The 18781-nt window shown below is 36.8% G+C and carries 17 protein-coding genes, 3 tRNA genes and 1 riboswitch; of the genes, 8 read left to right on the top strand and 12 right to left on the bottom strand.

The annotated features are described in order from the left end of the window. The first annotated feature begins 176 nt into the window (after positions 1 to 176). The 8 genes from PZ898_RS17125 to PZ898_RS17090 all read left to right on the top strand — a co-directional run bounded on the left by PZ898_RS17125 (position 177) and on the right by PZ898_RS17090 (position 5766). Positions 177 to 2222, top strand: coding sequence for a DNA/RNA non-specific endonuclease (locus tag PZ898_RS17125; protein ID WP_277693830.1), 2046 nt, complete (start codon positions 177 to 179; stop codon positions 2220 to 2222). 447 nt (positions 2223 to 2669) lie between these two features. Beyond that, positions 2670 to 2990, top strand: coding sequence for a hypothetical protein (locus PZ898_RS17120; protein WP_034694584.1), 321 nt, complete (start codon positions 2670 to 2672; stop codon positions 2988 to 2990). 66 nt (positions 2991 to 3056) lie between these two features. Next, positions 3057 to 3311, top strand: a complete 255-nt coding sequence (gene rpsT / locus PZ898_RS17115) for a 30S ribosomal protein S20 (protein ID WP_002983073.1) — start codon at positions 3057 to 3059, stop codon at positions 3309 to 3311. 10 nt (positions 3312 to 3321) lie between these two features. After that, positions 3322 to 3393: transfer RNA gene (locus PZ898_RS17110), tRNA-Glu, on the top strand. 82 nt (positions 3394 to 3475) lie between these two features. Further along, positions 3476 to 3547: transfer RNA gene (locus tag PZ898_RS17105), tRNA-Glu, on the top strand. A 64-nt stretch (positions 3548 to 3611) separates the two neighbouring features. Further along, positions 3612 to 3683: transfer RNA gene (locus PZ898_RS17100), tRNA-Glu, on the top strand. 296 nt (positions 3684 to 3979) lie between these two features. Beyond that, positions 3980 to 4753, top strand: coding sequence for a T9SS type A sorting domain-containing protein (locus PZ898_RS17095; protein WP_082798771.1), 774 nt, complete (start codon positions 3980 to 3982; stop codon positions 4751 to 4753). Positions 4754 to 4977: 224 nt separating this feature from the next. Further along, positions 4978 to 5766 (top strand): T9SS type A sorting domain-containing protein, encoded by a 789-nt coding sequence (locus PZ898_RS17090; protein WP_082798770.1) that lies wholly within the window; start codon positions 4978 to 4980, stop codon positions 5764 to 5766. Between the two features lie 165 nt (positions 5767 to 5931). Here PZ898_RS17090 and PZ898_RS17085 read toward each other — a convergent pair whose 3' ends face one another. From PZ898_RS17085 to PZ898_RS17030, 12 genes are all read right to left on the bottom strand, one after another. Beyond that, positions 5932 to 8190: a DUF5074 domain-containing protein gene (locus PZ898_RS17085; protein WP_277693829.1), complete on the bottom strand. Its 2259-nt coding sequence runs from the start codon at positions 8188 to 8190 to the stop codon at positions 5932 to 5934. A 28-nt stretch (positions 8191 to 8218) separates the two neighbouring features. Continuing rightward, a complete protein-coding gene (locus PZ898_RS17080) occupies positions 8219 to 9412 on the bottom strand; it encodes a hypothetical protein (protein ID WP_062673507.1) in 1194 nt (397 codons plus the stop codon). Between the two features lie 14 nt (positions 9413 to 9426). Beyond that, a complete protein-coding gene (locus PZ898_RS17075; RefSeq protein ID WP_277693828.1) occupies positions 9427 to 10560 on the bottom strand; it encodes a DUF5074 domain-containing protein in 1134 nt (377 codons plus the stop codon). Continuing rightward, on the bottom strand, positions 10557 to 12590 hold the full coding sequence (locus tag PZ898_RS17070; RefSeq protein ID WP_277693827.1) for a TonB-dependent receptor: 2034 nt from the start codon (positions 12588 to 12590) through the stop codon (positions 10557 to 10559). The genes PZ898_RS17075 and PZ898_RS17070 overlap by 4 nt, the downstream gene beginning before the upstream one ends. Positions 12591 to 12699: 109 nt before the next feature. Beyond that, a riboswitch (cobalamin riboswitch) is annotated at positions 12700 to 12885 on the bottom strand. Positions 12886 to 12977: 92 nt separating this feature from the next. Next, positions 12978 to 13925, bottom strand: coding sequence for a transporter (locus PZ898_RS17065; protein WP_277693826.1), 948 nt, complete (start codon positions 13923 to 13925; stop codon positions 12978 to 12980). Between the two features lie 12 nt (positions 13926 to 13937). Continuing rightward, positions 13938 to 14987 (bottom strand): cytochrome c peroxidase, encoded by a 1050-nt coding sequence (locus PZ898_RS17060; protein ID WP_277693825.1) that lies wholly within the window; start codon positions 14985 to 14987, stop codon positions 13938 to 13940. Then, positions 14980 to 15810 (bottom strand): MbnP family protein, encoded by an 831-nt coding sequence (locus PZ898_RS17055; RefSeq protein ID WP_123278539.1) that lies wholly within the window; start codon positions 15808 to 15810, stop codon positions 14980 to 14982. The genes PZ898_RS17060 and PZ898_RS17055 overlap by 8 nt, the downstream gene beginning before the upstream one ends. Positions 15811 to 16010: 200 nt before the next feature. Then, the gene (locus PZ898_RS17050) at positions 16011 to 16379 is read right to left on the bottom strand and encodes a hypothetical protein (protein WP_065119602.1); all 369 of its coding nucleotides are present in this window, start codon (positions 16377 to 16379) and stop codon (positions 16011 to 16013) included. 4 nt (positions 16380 to 16383) lie between these two features. After that, positions 16384 to 17058, bottom strand: coding sequence for a superoxide dismutase (locus PZ898_RS17045; RefSeq protein WP_062673492.1), 675 nt, complete (start codon positions 17056 to 17058; stop codon positions 16384 to 16386). A gap of 189 nt (positions 17059 to 17247) precedes the next feature. After that, positions 17248 to 17925: an SCO family protein gene (locus tag PZ898_RS17040; protein WP_123278799.1), complete on the bottom strand. Its 678-nt coding sequence runs from the start codon at positions 17923 to 17925 to the stop codon at positions 17248 to 17250. Then, positions 17912 to 18187, bottom strand: a complete 276-nt coding sequence (locus PZ898_RS17035) for a YHS domain-containing protein (RefSeq protein ID WP_062673491.1) — start codon at positions 18185 to 18187, stop codon at positions 17912 to 17914. Before PZ898_RS17035 ends, PZ898_RS17040 begins: the two co-directional genes overlap by 14 nt. 211 nt (positions 18188 to 18398) lie before the next feature. Further along, positions 18399 to 18761 carry a hypothetical protein gene (locus PZ898_RS17030; RefSeq protein ID WP_062673489.1) on the bottom strand — a complete coding sequence of 121 codons (363 nt, stop codon included), beginning with the start codon at positions 18759 to 18761 and terminating at the stop codon, positions 18399 to 18401. Between the last annotated feature and the right edge of the window lie 20 nt (positions 18762 to 18781).

Below are 18781 nucleotides of genomic sequence, written 5' to 3'. Positions count from 1 at the left end.
AAAATCACGAAAAAGGGTAATTGAAATGATTCTGATTATAACTGAAATTTGTACTCATGCATAATCTAAGTATTGTACAAACTGAACACCGTTGTAAAAAATTGAGCATCAAATTAAAGTATAGGAGTAGAGAATTGACATTCATATATACAGTCGTAAAAACTAATTAAAAACATATGAAACTATCCAATCTAAAATTCATAGCAGAGACTGAAAAAAGATTTTCAAAATTGAGTCTTCCTCATGCTAAAGCAGCAATTGAATCACCAACATGGTTAAGTGAGAAAGTTATTATTAACGAAAGATTAGATCATCTTGTTTCAAATCGCTTTGAACCTTTCAATCTTGCAAGGGAAAGAATCTTGAAGAAAAATGATTTAATGAGTATAAATTATTTACAATTGGGTTTTTTAGCATCAAATCCTGTATGCAGAATTCACATAAAGAATATAAGTGGTGATAACATAGGTTTTGGAACTGGTTTTTTAATATCTCCCAATCTCTTGCTCACAAACAATCATGTATTTGCCAACGAGCACGATGCCCAAAATAGTCTGGCTGAATTCAATTTTCAATACGACCAGTTTGGCGAGCCTACAGTAAGCCAGATATTCACTTTTAATGTGAGTAAATTCTTTTATACAAATGAAAGATTAGACTTTACAATTGTCTATGTAAATCCCGATTCTAAAAGCAAAATTAAACCGCTCTATCATTTTGGATTTTTAAAGCTTAGTGAAGACCCGAATAAAGCACTCGTTTCAGAATACGTGTCAATTATACAACATCCTTCAGGACAATATAAACAGATTGCTATTAGGGAAAACCAGTTAATTGCTAAAACAGAAGACTTTATAACCTATTTTACAGACACGGCACCGGGCTCTTCCGGCGCACCTGTTTATAATGATCAGTGGCAGGTTGTTGCACTGCATCATAGCGGAGTCCCCCGAAAGGACGAGCAAGGTAATTATTTATGTAAGGACGGAACCGTATTTCAAGAAAACATGGATGAGAATCTTATAGACTGGATTGCCAATGAAGGCGTCAGAATTAGTTCCATTCTGCAAAATGTTAAAAACAACATAAACAGTATACGGGCAAAATTCTCCAATAATCTGGTTGAAGAAATATTCAATAATTCAAATTCTGATGTACAGATCTTAACAGAACAAAATCTCCATCAACCTCTATCTGACAATAAAAAATTAAATGAAATGAACAACAAAATTACATTTAACGTACCAGTTGAAATTACAATAGGTATAGGTCTTGCAGACAACTTGGCTTTACAAAATACAACAGACAGTATTCCCACTAACCAAGATACTAAGGAGCAATCTTTCTTCATAGAAAAAGCAAAAAATCCAAATTACAAGGGTCGAAACGGATATGACGCAAACTTTGTAAGCTCAGATAATTTCAAAATTGACATCGAGGACTTACTAAAATCTCAAGGTAAAAATTTAGCACCATTATTAAACCCTACAGAGACCAATAAAAGTCTTCTGCATTATTTTAATTTTTCGATAGCCATCCATAAGAGCCGAAAGCTATGTATGATGACAGCAGTCAATATCGATGGGAATAGACTTGATCCTATAAAAAGAGAAAATACAAAATGGATAATTGATCCAAGAATGGACGAGAAATATCAAACAGGTCCAGCCGTGTATGCAGATAATGATCTGGATCGCGGACATATGGTTAGGAGATTGGATCCTGTTTGGGGGCCAAATGCAGCTGCTGCAAATGATGATACTTTTCATTTTTCAAATTCTACTCCACAACATAAAGACCTGAACCAAAAGACCTGGTTAAGTCTTGAAAACTATATATTGGATAGTGCAGGACGGGAAGATATTAAAGTTTCTGTTTTTACAGGTCCTGTATTTAGTGAAGATGACATTCCATACAGAGGTGTTTTGCTGCCATTACAATTTTGGAAAGTGGCCGTGATGATAAAAGCAGATGGAACACCTTCCGTAAGTGGTTATATGTTAAAACAACCAGATAACATTGAAGATTTTAGGAATAAAGAAGGAATCAGAGAAGATGGTTTTGGGCAATTTAAGACTTATCAGGTTCCATTACAAAAAATTGCAGATCTTACGGGTATTGCTTTTAATGATTACAATGAATTTGATCCTTTAAACAGAGTTGATCTGCGCGAGACTCTACAAATTATTGAAATTATAGGGAAAGATGATATAAAATTATAAATTCCCTTTAATGGCTTAAAAATGCTACTTTTAATGTGAAAATTTTGAACATCAAACTTTTTTGGAGAACAATAAAGAAGGACAATTAATTGCCCTTCTTTATTATTTAAAATAAATTTCAGGGTATTGATTTTCAACACCAAGCCATCGTTCAGAAATATTTATAATCATTAATAGCGATGAAAAACTTTTCAAATTTTGATACTTATATTCATGAAGGAACACCAAAATTTCAGAACACTGAAAGTCTGATAATTACTGTCATTATCCTGAAAAGACCGGGACTTTTATTTGAAAAAAGCATTCCATTTATGTTATATGTCACAAAAGCATTATATTTGCAAAAAATTTATCCATAGTTGGTTCTACCAATATGGTAACACTGATGAAAAATATTATTGATAAATCATTGTTTGTAGTTTTCTACAGACTATCAAATTTTATATCATGCCGGATTTAAAAATACAAGAAGCGAAATTGCTTTTTAAGAAAATCCACTCTAACCCAAAAAGTTATGATTTACAAATCAATGAAGGCGGGATTACAGGCAGAGATGATAAAATCAGTTTCAGACTTTACAGGACTGGAGAAAGGGTTGCTTTTGAAGTAACAATTGACGAACTTACTTTCACCAATACCACTGGAGAATGGAATAATGCACTGATCATGCTGGGAAATACGATCAAAAAAATAGAGAAAGAACAAGAAAATTTAAAAATAGAACAAGCAATAAATAAACTGAGAAAGTACCTATCAGAAGAAAATTAAAATTTTTAAAAATAAATTTGGTAGTTTAAAAAAAAGTTTATAGTTTTGCACTCACATTTAAACGATATGGCAAATCATAAATCAGCACTAAAGAGAATCAGACAAAACGAAACTAGAAGACTTCGTAACAGATATTACCACAAGACTGCTAGAACAGCTTTAAAAGCTTTAAGAAATGAAGAGAACAAAGCTGCTGCTACAGAACAATTGCCAAAAGTTATCGCTTTATTGGATAAATTAGCTAAGAAAAACATTATCCACAAAAACAAAGCAGCTAACTTGAAAAGCAAATTAACAAAGCACGTTAATAAATTAGCGTAACAATACAGCTGGCCCGTTCGTCTATCGGTTAGGACCTCAGATTTTCATTCTGGTAAGAGGGGTTCGATTCCCCTACGGGCTACTTACATCTTATAAGACCACTGTAACAACGGTGGTTTTATAAAGATCACTGTAGAAAAAGCTATATTTAAATAAATCTAACCGGCCCGTTCGTCTATCGGTTAGGACCTCAGATTTTCATTCTGGTAAGAGGGGTTCGATTCCCCTACGGGCTACAATAAGAGTTGATACTCATAAAAACAAAAAGCTAACACATTACTTCGGTAATGGAAGATAGAGGGCCCGTTCGTCTATCGGTTAGGACCTCAGATTTTCATTCTGGTAAGAGGGGTTCGATTCCCCTACGGGCTACAAAAGGACTTTTTCGAAAGTCCTTTTTTCGTTTCTATATACATTACTATTTCAGCAAATTCTTCCCAAAAGAATCAACAGGTTTAAGCTTTCTATAGTTATTACACCTACTCTATCGAGCGAAAACGTTTTTTCAGTCAACATATCTCACCGACAAAACTTCTTATGTCATTCATCACAGCCAGTGAAGTATATTAAATTTCATTAAAAATATCACCAATAATGGAAATATTATTTCATACTTCTTTCATTAATCCTTAAATTTGAATAAAACTATTCATTCTAAAATATATAACATGAAATTCAATTTATTTTCGGGAAGTTCTTCTTCTTTAAAAGCCGGATTGATGGCTTTATTTTTATTTTCTGCCAGCGCCATGTCATTGGCACAAAACAGAATTTATGCCCATGCACAAAGCTCAGGGGTATTCGGTGTAGCCTGCCTTGGATGTCGTATAGATAATCCGCTTAATGCAGTAGGAGACAATGAAGACGACTATTCAACAATGGTATTGGGCACAGTACTATTGGGAGGAATCCAGCAAACGTTGATTTTCCCAGATCTGAGATCAGATACTAGGCTGGTAGTAGGAATCGGAACAGATAATATCCCATTATCAGTACAGTTATTAAGCGGAGTAACGCTTGAAACCATGAATGGAGGCACTTCTAATGACGACCGAAGAACAATTGATGTAAGTCTTCTTAAACTGGGTGCAACTCCTAACAGAGGTACGGTAGAATTCAAACCTACAAAACCTTATGATGGGATAAGAATCGGATTAACAGGTGGCGTTCTCAGCCTTGGTGGTGGCTTCAGAATCTATTACGCTTACCAGGATCCCTTAATGAACATTATGGCTCATAGTCAAAACGGCCAGATTATTCTTGGCGGGAATGTTCCTCTAGATGGTTCGGAAATTACTTTGTTCAACACTTCGGGAAAAGAAGTATTCCGTTCCACATTGAGATCAAATACATTTGAGTCAAAACAACCGGAGGGTGTTTATATTATGAATATACAAACCAAAGAAGGGAAAACGTATTCCAGAAAAATTTTAATCAAATAATATTCAATAAGCGATACAAGAAATACGGTAGACTTTTAAAGCTGCCGTATTTTTTTCATTCATTCTCAGACAAATACAACCTGTAATTATTAAATAAAATTAAATCCATAATTACAAATATCAATAAATTATTAACAAATCACATAATTATGAAATAAAATAATCAACATAATCATTTTATTTATAAATTTACAAAAAAGCTAAAACCCAAAATTTTTCTACATATGAAAACTTATTTATTATTTGGCCAACGCACAATGAAAGCTGCAATCCTGGCATCATTCCTATTTTTAACAAGCGCAATGTCTTCTGCACAAATTGTAAAAACTTATGCAAGCAGCCAAACCAATCAGGTTCTTGGAGTATGCCTGGGTTGTGGTGTATTAAATCCTCAAAATGCTGTAGGAAGCAACGAGAATGACTACTCTACTTTACAGGTTTCAGTGGGTCTTCTTGCAAGAACAGAACAGACATTGATTTTCCCTACAACCAATATTGCGAACAATACCAATAAACTTGTTCTTGCGATAGGTTCAAATGGAACTCCTCTATCTGCACAGCTATTGGGCGGGGTATCTATTGAAACATTTAATGGAGATGTTTCCAATAATGATTACACAAGTCTTGCTACAAAACTGATCAATCTTGGAGCGGGCGATCCAAGCAAAGGTGAAATTGAGATGACCATGAACATTCCTTTTGACCGTATCAAAATTAATGTTAACTCAGGATTATTGAATATTGGTGGAGAGCTTAGAGTATACTATGCTTACCAATACAAAGATCCTTTCATCAATTTCATGGCTCATAGCAAGGATGGACAATTTACTTTGGATAAAAATGTTTCTGCTGAAGGTTCAGAGGTTACTCTTACCAATACTTCAGGAAAAGAAGTATTCCGTTCTAAACTGACATCCAATTCTTTTGAAACCAAACAACCACAGGGAGTATATATTATGAAACTTCAGACAAAAGAAGGAAAAACATACTCTAAAAAAGTGATTATCAAATAAAAAAGATACATAAGAGAACGAACCCGGCAAGCTTTCCAAGCTTGCCGGGTTTTTATATCCCATTAATGAACCTATCCCATATAAAATCATACTGAAGGACAAATAAAAACCTCTGATCAACATTGACCAGAGGTTTATTTAACAAGATTACGATCTAAACTCTTATTAGTTTTTAATTAATTTTTGCTGATAAACGGCTTTATCCGTCGTAGCTTTTAAAATATAAATACCTTTTGGAAGTGCGCTTACATTGATCTGTCCGTTGTTCAACTGAGCATTAACAATTCTTCCTGATGCATCATAAATAGAAACATTTTGGATTTTCTCCTTGGTTTTAATAGTAAGAATATCAGTAACCGGATTTGGATAAATACCAAATTCAAGTTTCTTCACCTCAGCGGTTGCCAAAGTGGAAGCTGTACTGTTTACTGTAAGTGTTTTTTCCACAAGCTTACCATTTGAGTTAAAACTGATCACAATGTCAGATGTACCTGAAACAAGCGGCGTCAAAACCAGCTCATCATTATCATTAATTACAGCAGAAACTGTTGTAGGATTGCTGTTTGATTTGATTGACTTTACTACTGACACAGCCAAATTATCAGCATCAGAAACGATTGCTTTCAGATCAATTGTTGTTGTGTTTCCGGCAGTAACCTGTGAAGGGAAAACACTACTAACAACAGGAACTGAATTGTTGGTAAATACCGTCAATGAAGGGAACCAATAATAGTCATTAAGTGTTTTTGTATTGATAAGCGAACCGGTCATATCATACGTATGAATCCAGTTTTTCTGGTAGTGTGCACCATATCCGCTTTCTGTGGTATTCAGAACCAATTCTCCGGTAACAGGGTTTACACGAAGAGCTGCTCCGTACGGAATTTGTTTAAACTGACCTGTTTGTCCAGGAATGGCAGCAAAATTTTCATTAAATGTTTTCGTAGTTACATCGAATCTTACAATCTGTGTTCCTGAGCTCCAGCTGCTTATTGAATTGATCCAGTATAAAGCATTCTCTTTATTACTTGCTGTGAATCTTCCGGCATTCCATGCGCCCCAGTCTCCGATATACTTTGTAGTTGGGATATTGTAAGCTTGTGTTGCAAAAGTGGTAGGATTGATGCTGATCAGCTTCTGATCCTGAATTCCCCATGCGCTTCCGTCTTTAGCCTGAGTAACTGAATAGAAACCTCCGGCAACAGTACTCACAATCGTATCAGTATTAGGATTAATCACTAAAATTCCTACTCCTTGCTTAACAGCAAAAACATATTGTGAAGTACGGATCATATTTCCGATCTGCCCGTTTCCACCTGTACCGGTAATTAGAGAACCTACCTGTAAATTATCAATATTAAAAGTAACAATTCCAGTGGAAGTTCCGATATATCCTTTATGTTCATTTACTCCGACAAATGATCTACCATCACCACCTCCGATATTATTGAAACCGGCAAGTTTCTGCATGGTCTGCGCATTGGCTACGACCAATCTACCTCCAGGAGTATATTGAGTATCTCCTCCATCAGCAGCTTGTTTTGAAACGAAATAGAATTTATCACCATAGATCGTTCCGTATTGTGTAGTTGCACCGAAAGCCTGATTATTGTTTGCATTACTGTAGACACGGTAATTAATCTGGCCGTTATTATCAATGAAGTTTACAGAACCGTTGGTGTGTCCGTACCATTCTTCATTTACCATGAAATATCCATTGGTAAAGTTATTGGAAGCAACATACGGAGAAACAGGAGTAATAGTGGAAGAAACCGGAGTTTGATTAAATCCTACGTTGAAATTCCAGACATCCCAGGAACCGTTTTCCAATACACGTGAAGAAGCTCCAACACTGGAATACCCGAAATCAGCATCTGCAGGATTCTTTACCCAATATGACCAATACCCGTTAACCGTCCATCCGGACTGCCAGTGATCATTAGCCGCATCTACAATCGTGTAGCTGTCAAAATCATAAGCAGTTGTATTCACAAAACCATTTACCGGATATAAAGGATAAGTGGTATTTCCGCTTTTGATCAGTGCATTAGTTCCCTGACCGTTCAGATCAAATCCAATTCCTCCAACTGCTGATCCAAACTGTGTTCCCTGATACAACAAAGTGTATAATCTATGATCTGCTTTAGCAATAGCTTTCAGCATATCTTCTCCAGTAGCATTCCCGTTCCATTTGAATCCCCAGACCATGGCATCAGGATTCTTACTGTCATTCCACTGTACTACAAAAGCAGCCTGATTGGTTCCTGATCCTACCCAATACTGAATATCAGAAAAACTAATGGTAGTGGTATTAAGCTTGCTGATCCCTGAAATATCATTTCTGGGTACACCCTGAACTTTTATCTGTGCATTCGATACGCATGCGAACAGAAAAAGCATCATAAAAAGATAAAACTTTTTCATTTTTTATTAATTTAAATAGATTGTATTATTATTTGAAATGTAAATCGTAAGCTCCTGCCACTTCTGTAGAAACTTCTCCCAGCCATCCTGCTTCCTGATTAACTCCCGTATATATTTTCATAAAGTCTACTCCCGGAAGTTTCACGTATTTCCCACTTCTGTCTACCGCCCAGGAAATATCGATATTGGAGGCTTCATCATTATTCGGAGCATTGTCTGCATATCCGAACTCATATGATTTTCCTACCCAATAGGATCCGTCCCCGTTCTGATCGTAGAAATTATTTGCCAGTCTTGTTCCAGAAAACCCGTAAGAACTTTCGGTAAACCATAAAGGATAATAGCTTTGCGCATGGAACGTATTTTTTGTTTTAAAGCCCTGATTCCCCAGATTGTCACTCCATTTTATATATTCCACGTCGGTCTGCCAGAATTCAGTTCCGGGTACAGGTATTTTATTTTCGTTAGGTTTATGATAGGTTATGCTGTAGTCTTTCACTGTAGCATTTTTGAAATATTCACTGCCAGCAATTTCGTACCATTCATCATTATCAGGCTTCCCATTTTTATTTCTGTCGTAGGCCACCATAATAATTCCCGGTTCACAAGATCCTGAACGTTGATCCGCAGCATCATTTCCAAAGAATGCATTTCCCAGTACTTTAAAATCACGTCCATTCAGATTGGGAATCGTATGATCAAAACCAAACACTACATATCCGCCATAGCCACCAAGACTGATCATGGTGGAATTACCTCCTACCAACGATTCGTTGGCTTTCTGAAGCATATTCGCGGTAGTATTTCCTGGTAGATATTCCGGAATTTCGTTCATGAACTGCCCTACGGCAGGACGGAACTCCAATACTTTAGAAATATATTTACTGTAAGGTGTTTTTTCTTTGGTAACGATTATTTTAGAATGAAAAACCTGCTCGTTTCCTTTATTGTTAATCTTCAAAGTCAAAGGATAAGCATCTGCAGTAGGACTGATGAATTCAAGTTCTGAATTCTGAGAGATAATAGAGTCATTAATACTCCATGTAACCGATCCTGAAGCATTGGTAGGAATACTCAAAACCTTTAAACGTTCAATGGTATAGGAATCATCAAGTCCATTAAATGTAAATTCATTTTCATCATCATGTTTACAGGCTATCACTCCTACAAGGAAGCAGGATAGAAATCCGATTTTCAAATAAGTAAAGCTATTTCTGTTCATTTTTTAAAGTTTGGTTATTTGTATAAAAAAGCGAAGTGGGCAGGGATATTTCCCCCTTCCGTTTTCCATTTAAAGTGTCCGTTTTTATCAAAGCAATACAAAAATCCCATGGATACATAATTTCTGGCATCTGTCATGTAGATATCTTCTGTGATGGGATTTACGGCAATGCCGTAAGGGGTTTTAATGGCATCTTCATATTCTTTGTCAAAAATTCTGTTGGCAATGATCTGTTCTGTTTTTACATCAATGATTCCAAATGTCTTTTTATAGCTGTGGGTGTTGTAATTGAATTCATTTCCATAGAAATAGAGTTTATCATTTACGATTGTCATTTCACTCACGGAGAGATGGAAATCTTTCTTGACCGTTCCCGTGGCTGCATCTATGAGATAAAGACTGGAAGGAACATTATAATAATCTCCTCTTGAGGTTACATAGAGATCACCGTAATTATCTTTTTTAATGTGATGAAGATTGATGGCAACATTTATTTTTTTGAGTTCGGTAAAAGTATTCAGATCAATTACCGAAACAGTATTGTCATAATCGGGAGCTTTATATCCTCCGGAGTTGGCCACAAACAACTGATTACCCACAATTTCCATTTCTTCCGGCTGATATCCTACCACTACCTCACGCTGGATGGAAAGAGAAGCCGTATCAATTTCCACTACTTTCCCCTTCGGTGCTTTCGGGTTAATCGCTACAGGTCCGGCGTAGCTGCTGGCATAAGCTTTTCCGTTTTTGAAAGCAAGGTATCGGCAGTTTTGTAATGGAATAGAGGTAATACGTTTGGCCGTTTTGGCATCAAGAACTTCAATTTTATTGGAAACATTGACAACGATATAGAGCTTGCTTCCATAAACTTTGATATCATTTCCAACATCCCCCAACTCTTTTACGACATTGGGATTGATTTCTGCGTAGATATTCCGGTAATAGGTTCCTTTGGTGTAATCAAAAAAATCAAGGGTACATTTATTACTCCCCATGTTCCCTTCATTGAGCATATAGAAGCCTTTTATTGCTGTATTTTCTGAAGGAAGCCCTTCTACCAATTCCTGACGGACAATAATTTCATCTGTACGGCATGAAGTAAGAAAAGCTAATACAAGAAATAAAAAATAAAAGTTTAGTTTTCTCATAGGGTGAAGTTTAGAATAAGTTTAAAGTTTCTTCCGGGCATCGGATAATTGAGGACAACATCATAGTATTGATTGAAAATATTATTCATCTCAAGGCTTATTTTAAACTGATGATTCGCCCAGTTGAATTTTTTCTGAACAGACAAATCGTGCGTATACCAGGGCTGCACATAATTGTATTGAATGTTATCCTGATTCACGTCATATCTTTCTCCTACGTACATTGCACTGTAATTGAAACTCCAGTCTTTATAATCTGCCATAAGACTGAAAGATCCACTATGCCATGGGGCATAAGGAATCTGATTGCGATAAAACGTGTCTTCCGGATCACTTATATCTCTCGCGCTTTGATAGGTGTAGGAAAGCAAAGGTCGGAGGGTTACTTTTCCAAGCTGCATTTCAGTCTGTACATTCACATCTGCACCAATGATTTCAACCAGTCCAAGGTTCATCATCAGCCAGCGGAACATGCTTCCGTTCGGAGCTGCCACAATTTTATCCTGTACTTTATTGTAGTAACCGTCTACTTTAGCATAAAATGTTTTAAAGAAACGGTTGTTATAATTCTTCTGATAAGTAAATCCTAAATCATATTGATTGGTGAATTCCGGTTTCAGATAGGTATTTCCGATATTGGTATAATACAAATCATTGAAGGTCGGAAGTCTGAAAATTCTTTTATAGAAAGCCCTTAGAGTAAGCTCCGGAATTTTTTCCGGCTGATAGCTCATAAACACCGCAGGTGTCCACTCTCTGGCATCTCCCGGTCTTTTATTTTTTCTTACTTCTTCAAAAGTAAAGGTTCCTAAAAGGCTTCCCAAAATTTTGAATCTGTTCCACTGATAGGTTGTTGCCAATGCTACCAATGTAGTGTAACGTGTAGGATAAGAAAAATTATCCAGAGTGGCATCCAGGTTATTATACTGAAAATCTCCACTCAGGCTGACATCCCAATTGGGAGTGATTGAGTAAATATTGGAAGAGGAAAGATAAAGTTCCCTTTGGATGTAGGTATTATCGGTATAAATAATAGACTGCGAACGAACTGTGTCCATGAAATGGGTGTAATCGTAAGCAAATTTTGCTTTAAGCTGTGTTTCAAATTTCGGGAACAGTTTTTTTCTCAGATTAGCCTGTACAAAATAATTCTCATCGGAAAGCCTCGCTCCTCTTCCTTCAAAGCGCCCGTTAACAATAGGTGCCGGCATTCCGCGGTTTGAAATATAACCGTAGCCACGGATATTCCAGCTTCCGTTATTTAAAGTTCCGTTGAGAGAAGTTTCAAAACGTTTTGCTTTGATATCTGAGTCCTGTCTTTTTGCAATGGTATCATAGGCTTGTTGCCCATCAGGATATTTCTTGGCATAACGGAATCTGTAAATTCCGTCACTCTGCATAAATTCGCCACTGAAACTGGCAGAAACCCTGTCTGAAATTTTCTGTTCCAACCGGAATGAAGGATTAAAGAGATCAATAGATGCACTTTTTGCTCTTATCACCAAATTGGTTTTTCTATTTCCTTTAAATACGGGTGTTTTAGGCTGTAAATAGATAGACCCAGAAGAGCCAAAGTCCTTTGCTGGCTGAAAAATTTCACTTTTCTGTCCGTTATACAACGATATTTCTTCCAGATCATCCAAAGAGTACCTTCCCAGATCCACCAGTCCGTTTTGAGCATTTCCTAATTGAATTCCATCATAAAAAACCCCTACATGCTGGCTTCCCATGCTTCGGATGTTGATGGTTTTCAAACCACCCAATCCTCCGTAATCTTTAATCTGAACGCCTGAAAAATACCGCAGTGCATCTGCAACGGAATGACTGTTTAGTCTTTCCAGCTGTTCTCCCTGCAGCGTTTGTGCCGGAAGGATTTCTTTAAAATTCTTTTTATAAAGATTGATTCCTTTAATGGTCTCTTCCTGAAGACTGTCTTTTTTATTAGTTTGGGAAAACACAAGTTGAGATGTTAACACTAATATTGTGAAAACAGCTTTATGAATTGCAGAAGTAATTAGTTTTGCTGCCATTAGCTCATTTAGGGTAATGAAGACGCTAATGGGGTATAAGAATACAACGACAAAGCACAGCTGTCACTGCACAGAATCATTGATGTCCTAAGCTTTATTCCACGAAAGCGTCAAACGATTATTGTCTGGCAGGTCTTCTGACTTACTCCATTTTTGAAATCCTTCCCATTAAAAAACAGTGGATATATTCTTCAAAAACTTTGGTGCGGAGCTTACAGCAGCGGGTCTGTCCCGGATTTTCACCGGATTCCCTTTTAAGAGCTTTTTACGGCTCACCAAATTCCGGCAAAGATAAATAATTATTCCTAATCCCCAACTAAAATCATGATTTATAAACAATTAAAGCTCCCGAAGGAGCTTTAACATGATTTCAATAAGGGTTTCGCTTTAAATGCCAATATTCAGGAAAACACTGAATCTTGATTGAGCTTCAATATCTCCTCCCGCCAGATGCGTGTACATGGGAAGCATAAGTTCACTTCCCAGGCTCAGCTTTTTGTGAGAGGCTTCAAATCCCAGTTTTCCGTACAAAGCGCTACCAGCAGTATTCGGCAGTGCCTCATCAAACTGTTTGTTCTGAGCGTAGACTTCACCCTGAACCCCTGTTTTTATAGAAAAAATGGACTTTTCATTTCCTGCAACCTGATAAAAGCCTGTTGCTGCATAGTTCCATTGGTTTCCAAAACGGTAATTTTTCCTGTTCTCTGTTTTAATGGTGTAATCTGTATTAACCAGTACGGCTACTTTATTTTTCTGAAACTTATAATTCAAAGCGGCCTGATAATCCCAGCTTCCGGTTCCCAACTGAAAGCTTGGGTTGACACCGGATGCTCCTTTTTCATCAAACTTCCCCAGTGGAATTTTCACTCCCAAACCTCCGCTCAGATGATGGAAATTATCTTTAGAGCTCATCAGCTGGTAAATTCCCATCAGATTCAGATCTCCTATACCGTTGATTTTAATATCTCCCTGCATCGTTTTCTTTTCATGGAAATGGAAGGGCAGACTTGCATAAACACTTAGTTTTTTAGTCAGTGGAATCTTCCCCCACAGCTGCAGGGTATTGAAATACTGATCCTGCGTGAGGTCTTTTACAAATAAGTTTTCCTTGGCTTTGTAATGTTGTGCAAAGTATTTGATTCCGATAAACTGTGGATTCAGCAAAGATTCAAAGCCGGAAGATCCATTTCCTGCTGCACAGCCGCACGCATCACAATCATCATCAAAATCGAATCTGTTAAGCGTTTCGGGACCAACATAAGCACTGTCTCTGATGGTTTTTGCCTGATACTGACTAAACACGATCAAACTTACTATCAATATAATCTTCTTCATGTTTTTTATAAATTATTCTGCAAATTTTGGATTGGATATAAAACTTTTATCTGATAATGTTTTCAGGAACGCAATGATGGATTGTTTTTCCTGACTGTACATGGCAATTCCTATGTGACCATTCTGTTTAAGCTGTGGATCAAGATTGACATTATCTTCTACCTGATCCGAATAGAAATTAAGAACCGCATCTAATGTATAAAACCTTCCGTCATGCATATAAGGTGCGGTATATTCTACATTTCTCAGACTCGGAACACGGAATTTCATCCAATCTACCTGATTCAGGCTCACTCTGTATCTTCCTGCATCCTTGAATTCTGTATTGTAATACATTCCGGTATTTCTGAAACTCTCATCCGTAAACAGCTCTCCGCTATGACAGGAAGCACATTTCTGATTGAATAATGTCATTCCCTGGGATTCTATTGAAGTCAACTGTTCTTTTCCCTGTCTGAACCGGTCATATTTTGAATCTGCAGAAATTAAAGAAGCCATAAACTGTGATAATGCTTTTAAAATTCTTTCGCCGGTAATGGTTTCGTCTCCATAAGCTTCTCTGAACAGTTTTTTATACTTCTGATCATCTTTTATTTTCGAAATAGCTTCCGGTATGGAGCTGTCCATTTCATTGACGTCGGTAATCGGGCTGATGGGTTGCTCATTCAGATTGTGAATCACTCCGTCCCACATATATCTTTTCAAAAAAGCCATATTCTGGATGGGCGGTGCATTCCTGATTCCGATTCTGTCGTCTACCCCATGGCTTACCGTATGACCGTGATGGGTAAAAGCATTTTCCTGTATATGGCAGAAACCGCATGAAATGGTATTATTTCTTGAAAGTCTGCCTTCATAGAATAATTTTCGTCCCAGCTCCACTCCATTTTTGGTCATCGGATTAATGGATGTATCAAAAGTCATTTCCGGAAAATAAGAAGGAAACTCCAGATTGTAGGCTTCATCTTTTTCCAATGGCTGAATCACCTCATCAGAACATGAAATGCAACTCAATACAAATACAAGCAGAACCAGTATCGTTTTAACAAAAAAATTAATCATTGTGAACGTGGTCTACTTTAAACATTTTTGTAAGATTATTGGTAACATCTACCAGGTGCTGGTTTGAACCCATCAGCATATCATTGGCTGTGGTAAGTGTAAGTGTCCTATCTCCGCTCAAAAATTGGTTCAGGTCTGCCAGAATATGGACAGAAGGACGAATTTTTGTCGTTACCCTTGCTGTTGTCGGAAGATTCAGTGTAATTTCGCGATAAAGATCAGGAGTATTGTTGGCTGCAGTATTTCCCATATTTCCTGTGTGATTCATAAATTCTTTTGAAGGAGAATCTGTACCGTATTTCCCTTCCAGTTTTACAAATACATAACCGGCAGCCCATGACCAGGACATTCCCTTCTGCTTGGCTTTTGTCCAGAATTCAGCCTGTCCGTCCTGTCCCAGCAAATACGCTTTTTGACTCACACCTAATCCAAATCTTATTTTTTTGTAATTGTTTTTCGGAACGCCATCCAGATTAAGATAAACAATTCCGGCTACCGCATCTGCCTGATCTACGATAAAAGCTCCTTTGTCAGGATTATTTTCGTTGTATTTAAATTCGTTTCCGTTTTCGTCTATCAATGCAATATTACTGATGACGTATTTCAAAGCAGAAAAGTTATGTTTCTGTCCGTTAGCAGAAGTCTGAACCGTCTGATTTAGAACGATATCTCCCACATTGTTAAATCCGTTTTCAAATTTGATCTGAAGTTTTCCAGGCGTAGTATCCTGTGGGTTCTCATCATCCCTGCTGCTTTCGCAGGCTGTAAAAGAGAATACAGTAAAGGCAATAAAGAATAGTGATAAAAATTGAGAAATTTTCATTGTTGATTTTTTAAGTTAAATTAATTTGAATGGCTGTAACAGCATTGTTTTTTTACCACAAAAAGCACAAAAGTTCTTACACTTAAGTTTATTAAGTGATACGTATTATGTTCAGAAGAGCACTTAAACTTTTTAAAAATCTTTGATTTTTAATTGAGTAAGCTTTTGTGACTTTTTTGGTTGAATAGTGATAGTTTAACTTAAAAAACCGGTGGTTTGAAAATATGGGTAAGAAACAGAAAAGAATAAGCTGTTTCGTAAGTGAAATTGAAACTGAAAAACTGACGTCTTTCCGTAGTGTTGACCGTTGTAGTTTCAGGAAGAATATAGGTATCAAGAATTTTCTGTCCTGAGTTTTTTATTTTTTGAAAAGGTGAAGATTCTGAATCATTGGCTTTGGCGAGCTCTTTACTCAGGTAACATTTTCCGTTACAGTGAACCTCCGGTCTGGTTTTATTGATACAGAGAACTTTAACGATATAATCATAATTTACAGCATACTCTACCACGGGCACTAAAGGTCTTAGCACCATATAGAAGGTAAAAAGTATGCTGTACAATATTTTCATCAGATTATTTCTTGCTTATCGCTTCATCATATCTTCTGCTGATTTCTTTCCAGTTGGTAACATTCCAGATCGCGGTAAGATAATCTGCTCTTTTATTCTGATATTTTAAATAATAAGCATGCTCCCATACATCAATGCCGAAGATTGGAGTTCCTTTTTCTTCTACAACATCCATCAAAGGATTGTCCTGATTAGGAGTAGAGGAAACAAACAGTTTCCCATCTTTCCCTACAGAAAGCCAGGCCCATCCTGAACCAAAACGGTCTGCACCTGCCTTAGACATTTTTTCTTTAAAAGCATCCATACTTCCGAAAGTTTCAGTGATAGCTTTTGCTAATTTTGCTGAAGGCTGTGTATTTTTCTGAGGTGTAAGAACCGTCCAGAACAATTCGTGGTTGTAGTGTCCTCCTGCGTTATTTCTTACAGCAGCAGGCAATTTTGAAACATTGGAAAGAATCTGAAACAAAGTTTCTTTTTCCTGTGGAGTTCCTGCAATGGCTTTATTCAAGTTAGCAGCATATGCTGCACCGTGTTTTGAATAATGAATTTCCATCGTTTGGGCATCAATATTTCCTTCCAAAGCATTATAAGCATAAGGAAGAGGCGTCTGCTTAAACTGAGCCATTGTAAATTGGGCTGCGAAAACTGCAGTTATAGCAGCTATTTTCAAAATCTTCATAATTTTTTTGTTTATGGTTGAACAATGTTTTCTTTTTAAGTGGGAGGTCGGTAATCGATGCTGGAAGTAATTGATGTTATAGCCTAACTTTTTCAACTTCTATTTCCTTTTACAGCCATCTCAAAAAACTGCTAGAGCTTCATAGTCTGGAATAACTTCCAGTTTCAGACATCCGGCTTCCCCCCTTCCCTATTTCAATAATTTTTTAATATCCTCAATAAGAATTTCTCTATCTGGGTGATATTTTCCTGTCAGCATAGGTGTTTTACCTTCCGGATCTCCATAATTCAGTCCTGAATAATAGAGAATAGGCATATTTTCCTTGTTGTATCTACAACGGATATTCCCCTCCTGATCTACCAGAGCAATCATTCCGCTGTGGTTCAGGCTTTCTCCTTCATCTTCTTTATCACCTACGTAGATATTAAACTGATCCGCAAGTTTTCCAATATAGGTACGGTCTCCGGTCAGGAAATGCCAGTTCGGAGATTTTGCACCAATTCTTTGGGCATGTTCTTTCAAAGCTTCAGGCGTATCATTTTCCGGATCAATACTGATGGAGATAATGCCGAAGTTGGGATCATTAATCTGGTTTTGGATGGCCTTCATATTGGTATTCATCACCGGGCATATCGTAGGACATTTGCTGAAGAAAAATTCTACGAGATATACTTTTCCCAGCATATCTTTATTGGTAACTTTTTTACTGTTCTGATCTGTAAGTTCAAAGTCCGGAACTTTCATCACAGTATAAAGGTTCTTTTTAAAATACCCCATTCCCACACCTATTCCCAGGAAAAGCAATGCAAATACCGCAATGGGTATGATCACTTTACTTTTATTTGTGGTCTTTTTATTTTTGGGCATATCTTTCAGGACTTTTTTTGAATTCACCTTTGCAGGAGACACTGCAAAAACCGTACGTTTTATTTTTATACACAGCAGTATCTTTTATAGATCCGGCAGTTTTCATGTGGCAGACAGGATCTTCTTCGTTCACTACCTGTACATTTTCTATTTTCTTCCCCGAGGAGTCCATGTGGCTTGCATGCTTTACCTGAGGAGTTTCCTTGGCACACGACAGTAATGATACTGACAGCAAGGCAGTCAAAATTATAGGAGATTTCATTTTAATGTTAAATTGAAATTAATAATGTTAAATAAAGTTATGATACCATATACAAGTCTGAAAAAAGCACAACAATTCTCAAGAAGAACTGATGTATTTCTTATTGCTTACAATGGTTCATTTGAATTATAGAATGTATCTTTAATGGTTTACTAATGAAAGCTTTAGAAACTCCCATCTTATAAACTAAAAATATAGTTTATAATAAAATTTAAACCAACGGAGGATGGAAAATCCTTGAAAAGTATTCTGAAGAATGAGAATTAAAATAACTTGAATCGGGAATTTCAGAAAGTGATTCCGAATTCAAATGAGCGGAGAAGGAAAGGATATCGTGAGAAATAAAAACATCTAATCCAGCAATCTTTATGGTTTGGGAGCTATTGGACTGTTTTTCTGTTTTAGCCAGCTCTTTTTCCACGTAGCATTTTCCTTTACAGGTTGACTGTGGTACATTTCTCTTCTCACAAAGGTTTTTCACAATATAATCATAATTCACGGCATAATTTACCAATGGCAAAACAGGACGTAATGCAACGGTAAAAATGATGAATATGGAAATGAATAACCTCAACGATTTTGTTCTCTGTTACA

Origin of the sequence: Chryseobacterium sp. WX, from assembly GCF_029542485.1 — a bacterium.
GTDB lineage: Bacteria > Bacteroidota > Bacteroidia > Flavobacteriales > Weeksellaceae > Chryseobacterium > Chryseobacterium cucumeris.
The sequence above is the reverse complement of the archived record's forward strand: the minus strand, read 5'-3'. Positions and strand labels throughout refer to the sequence as shown.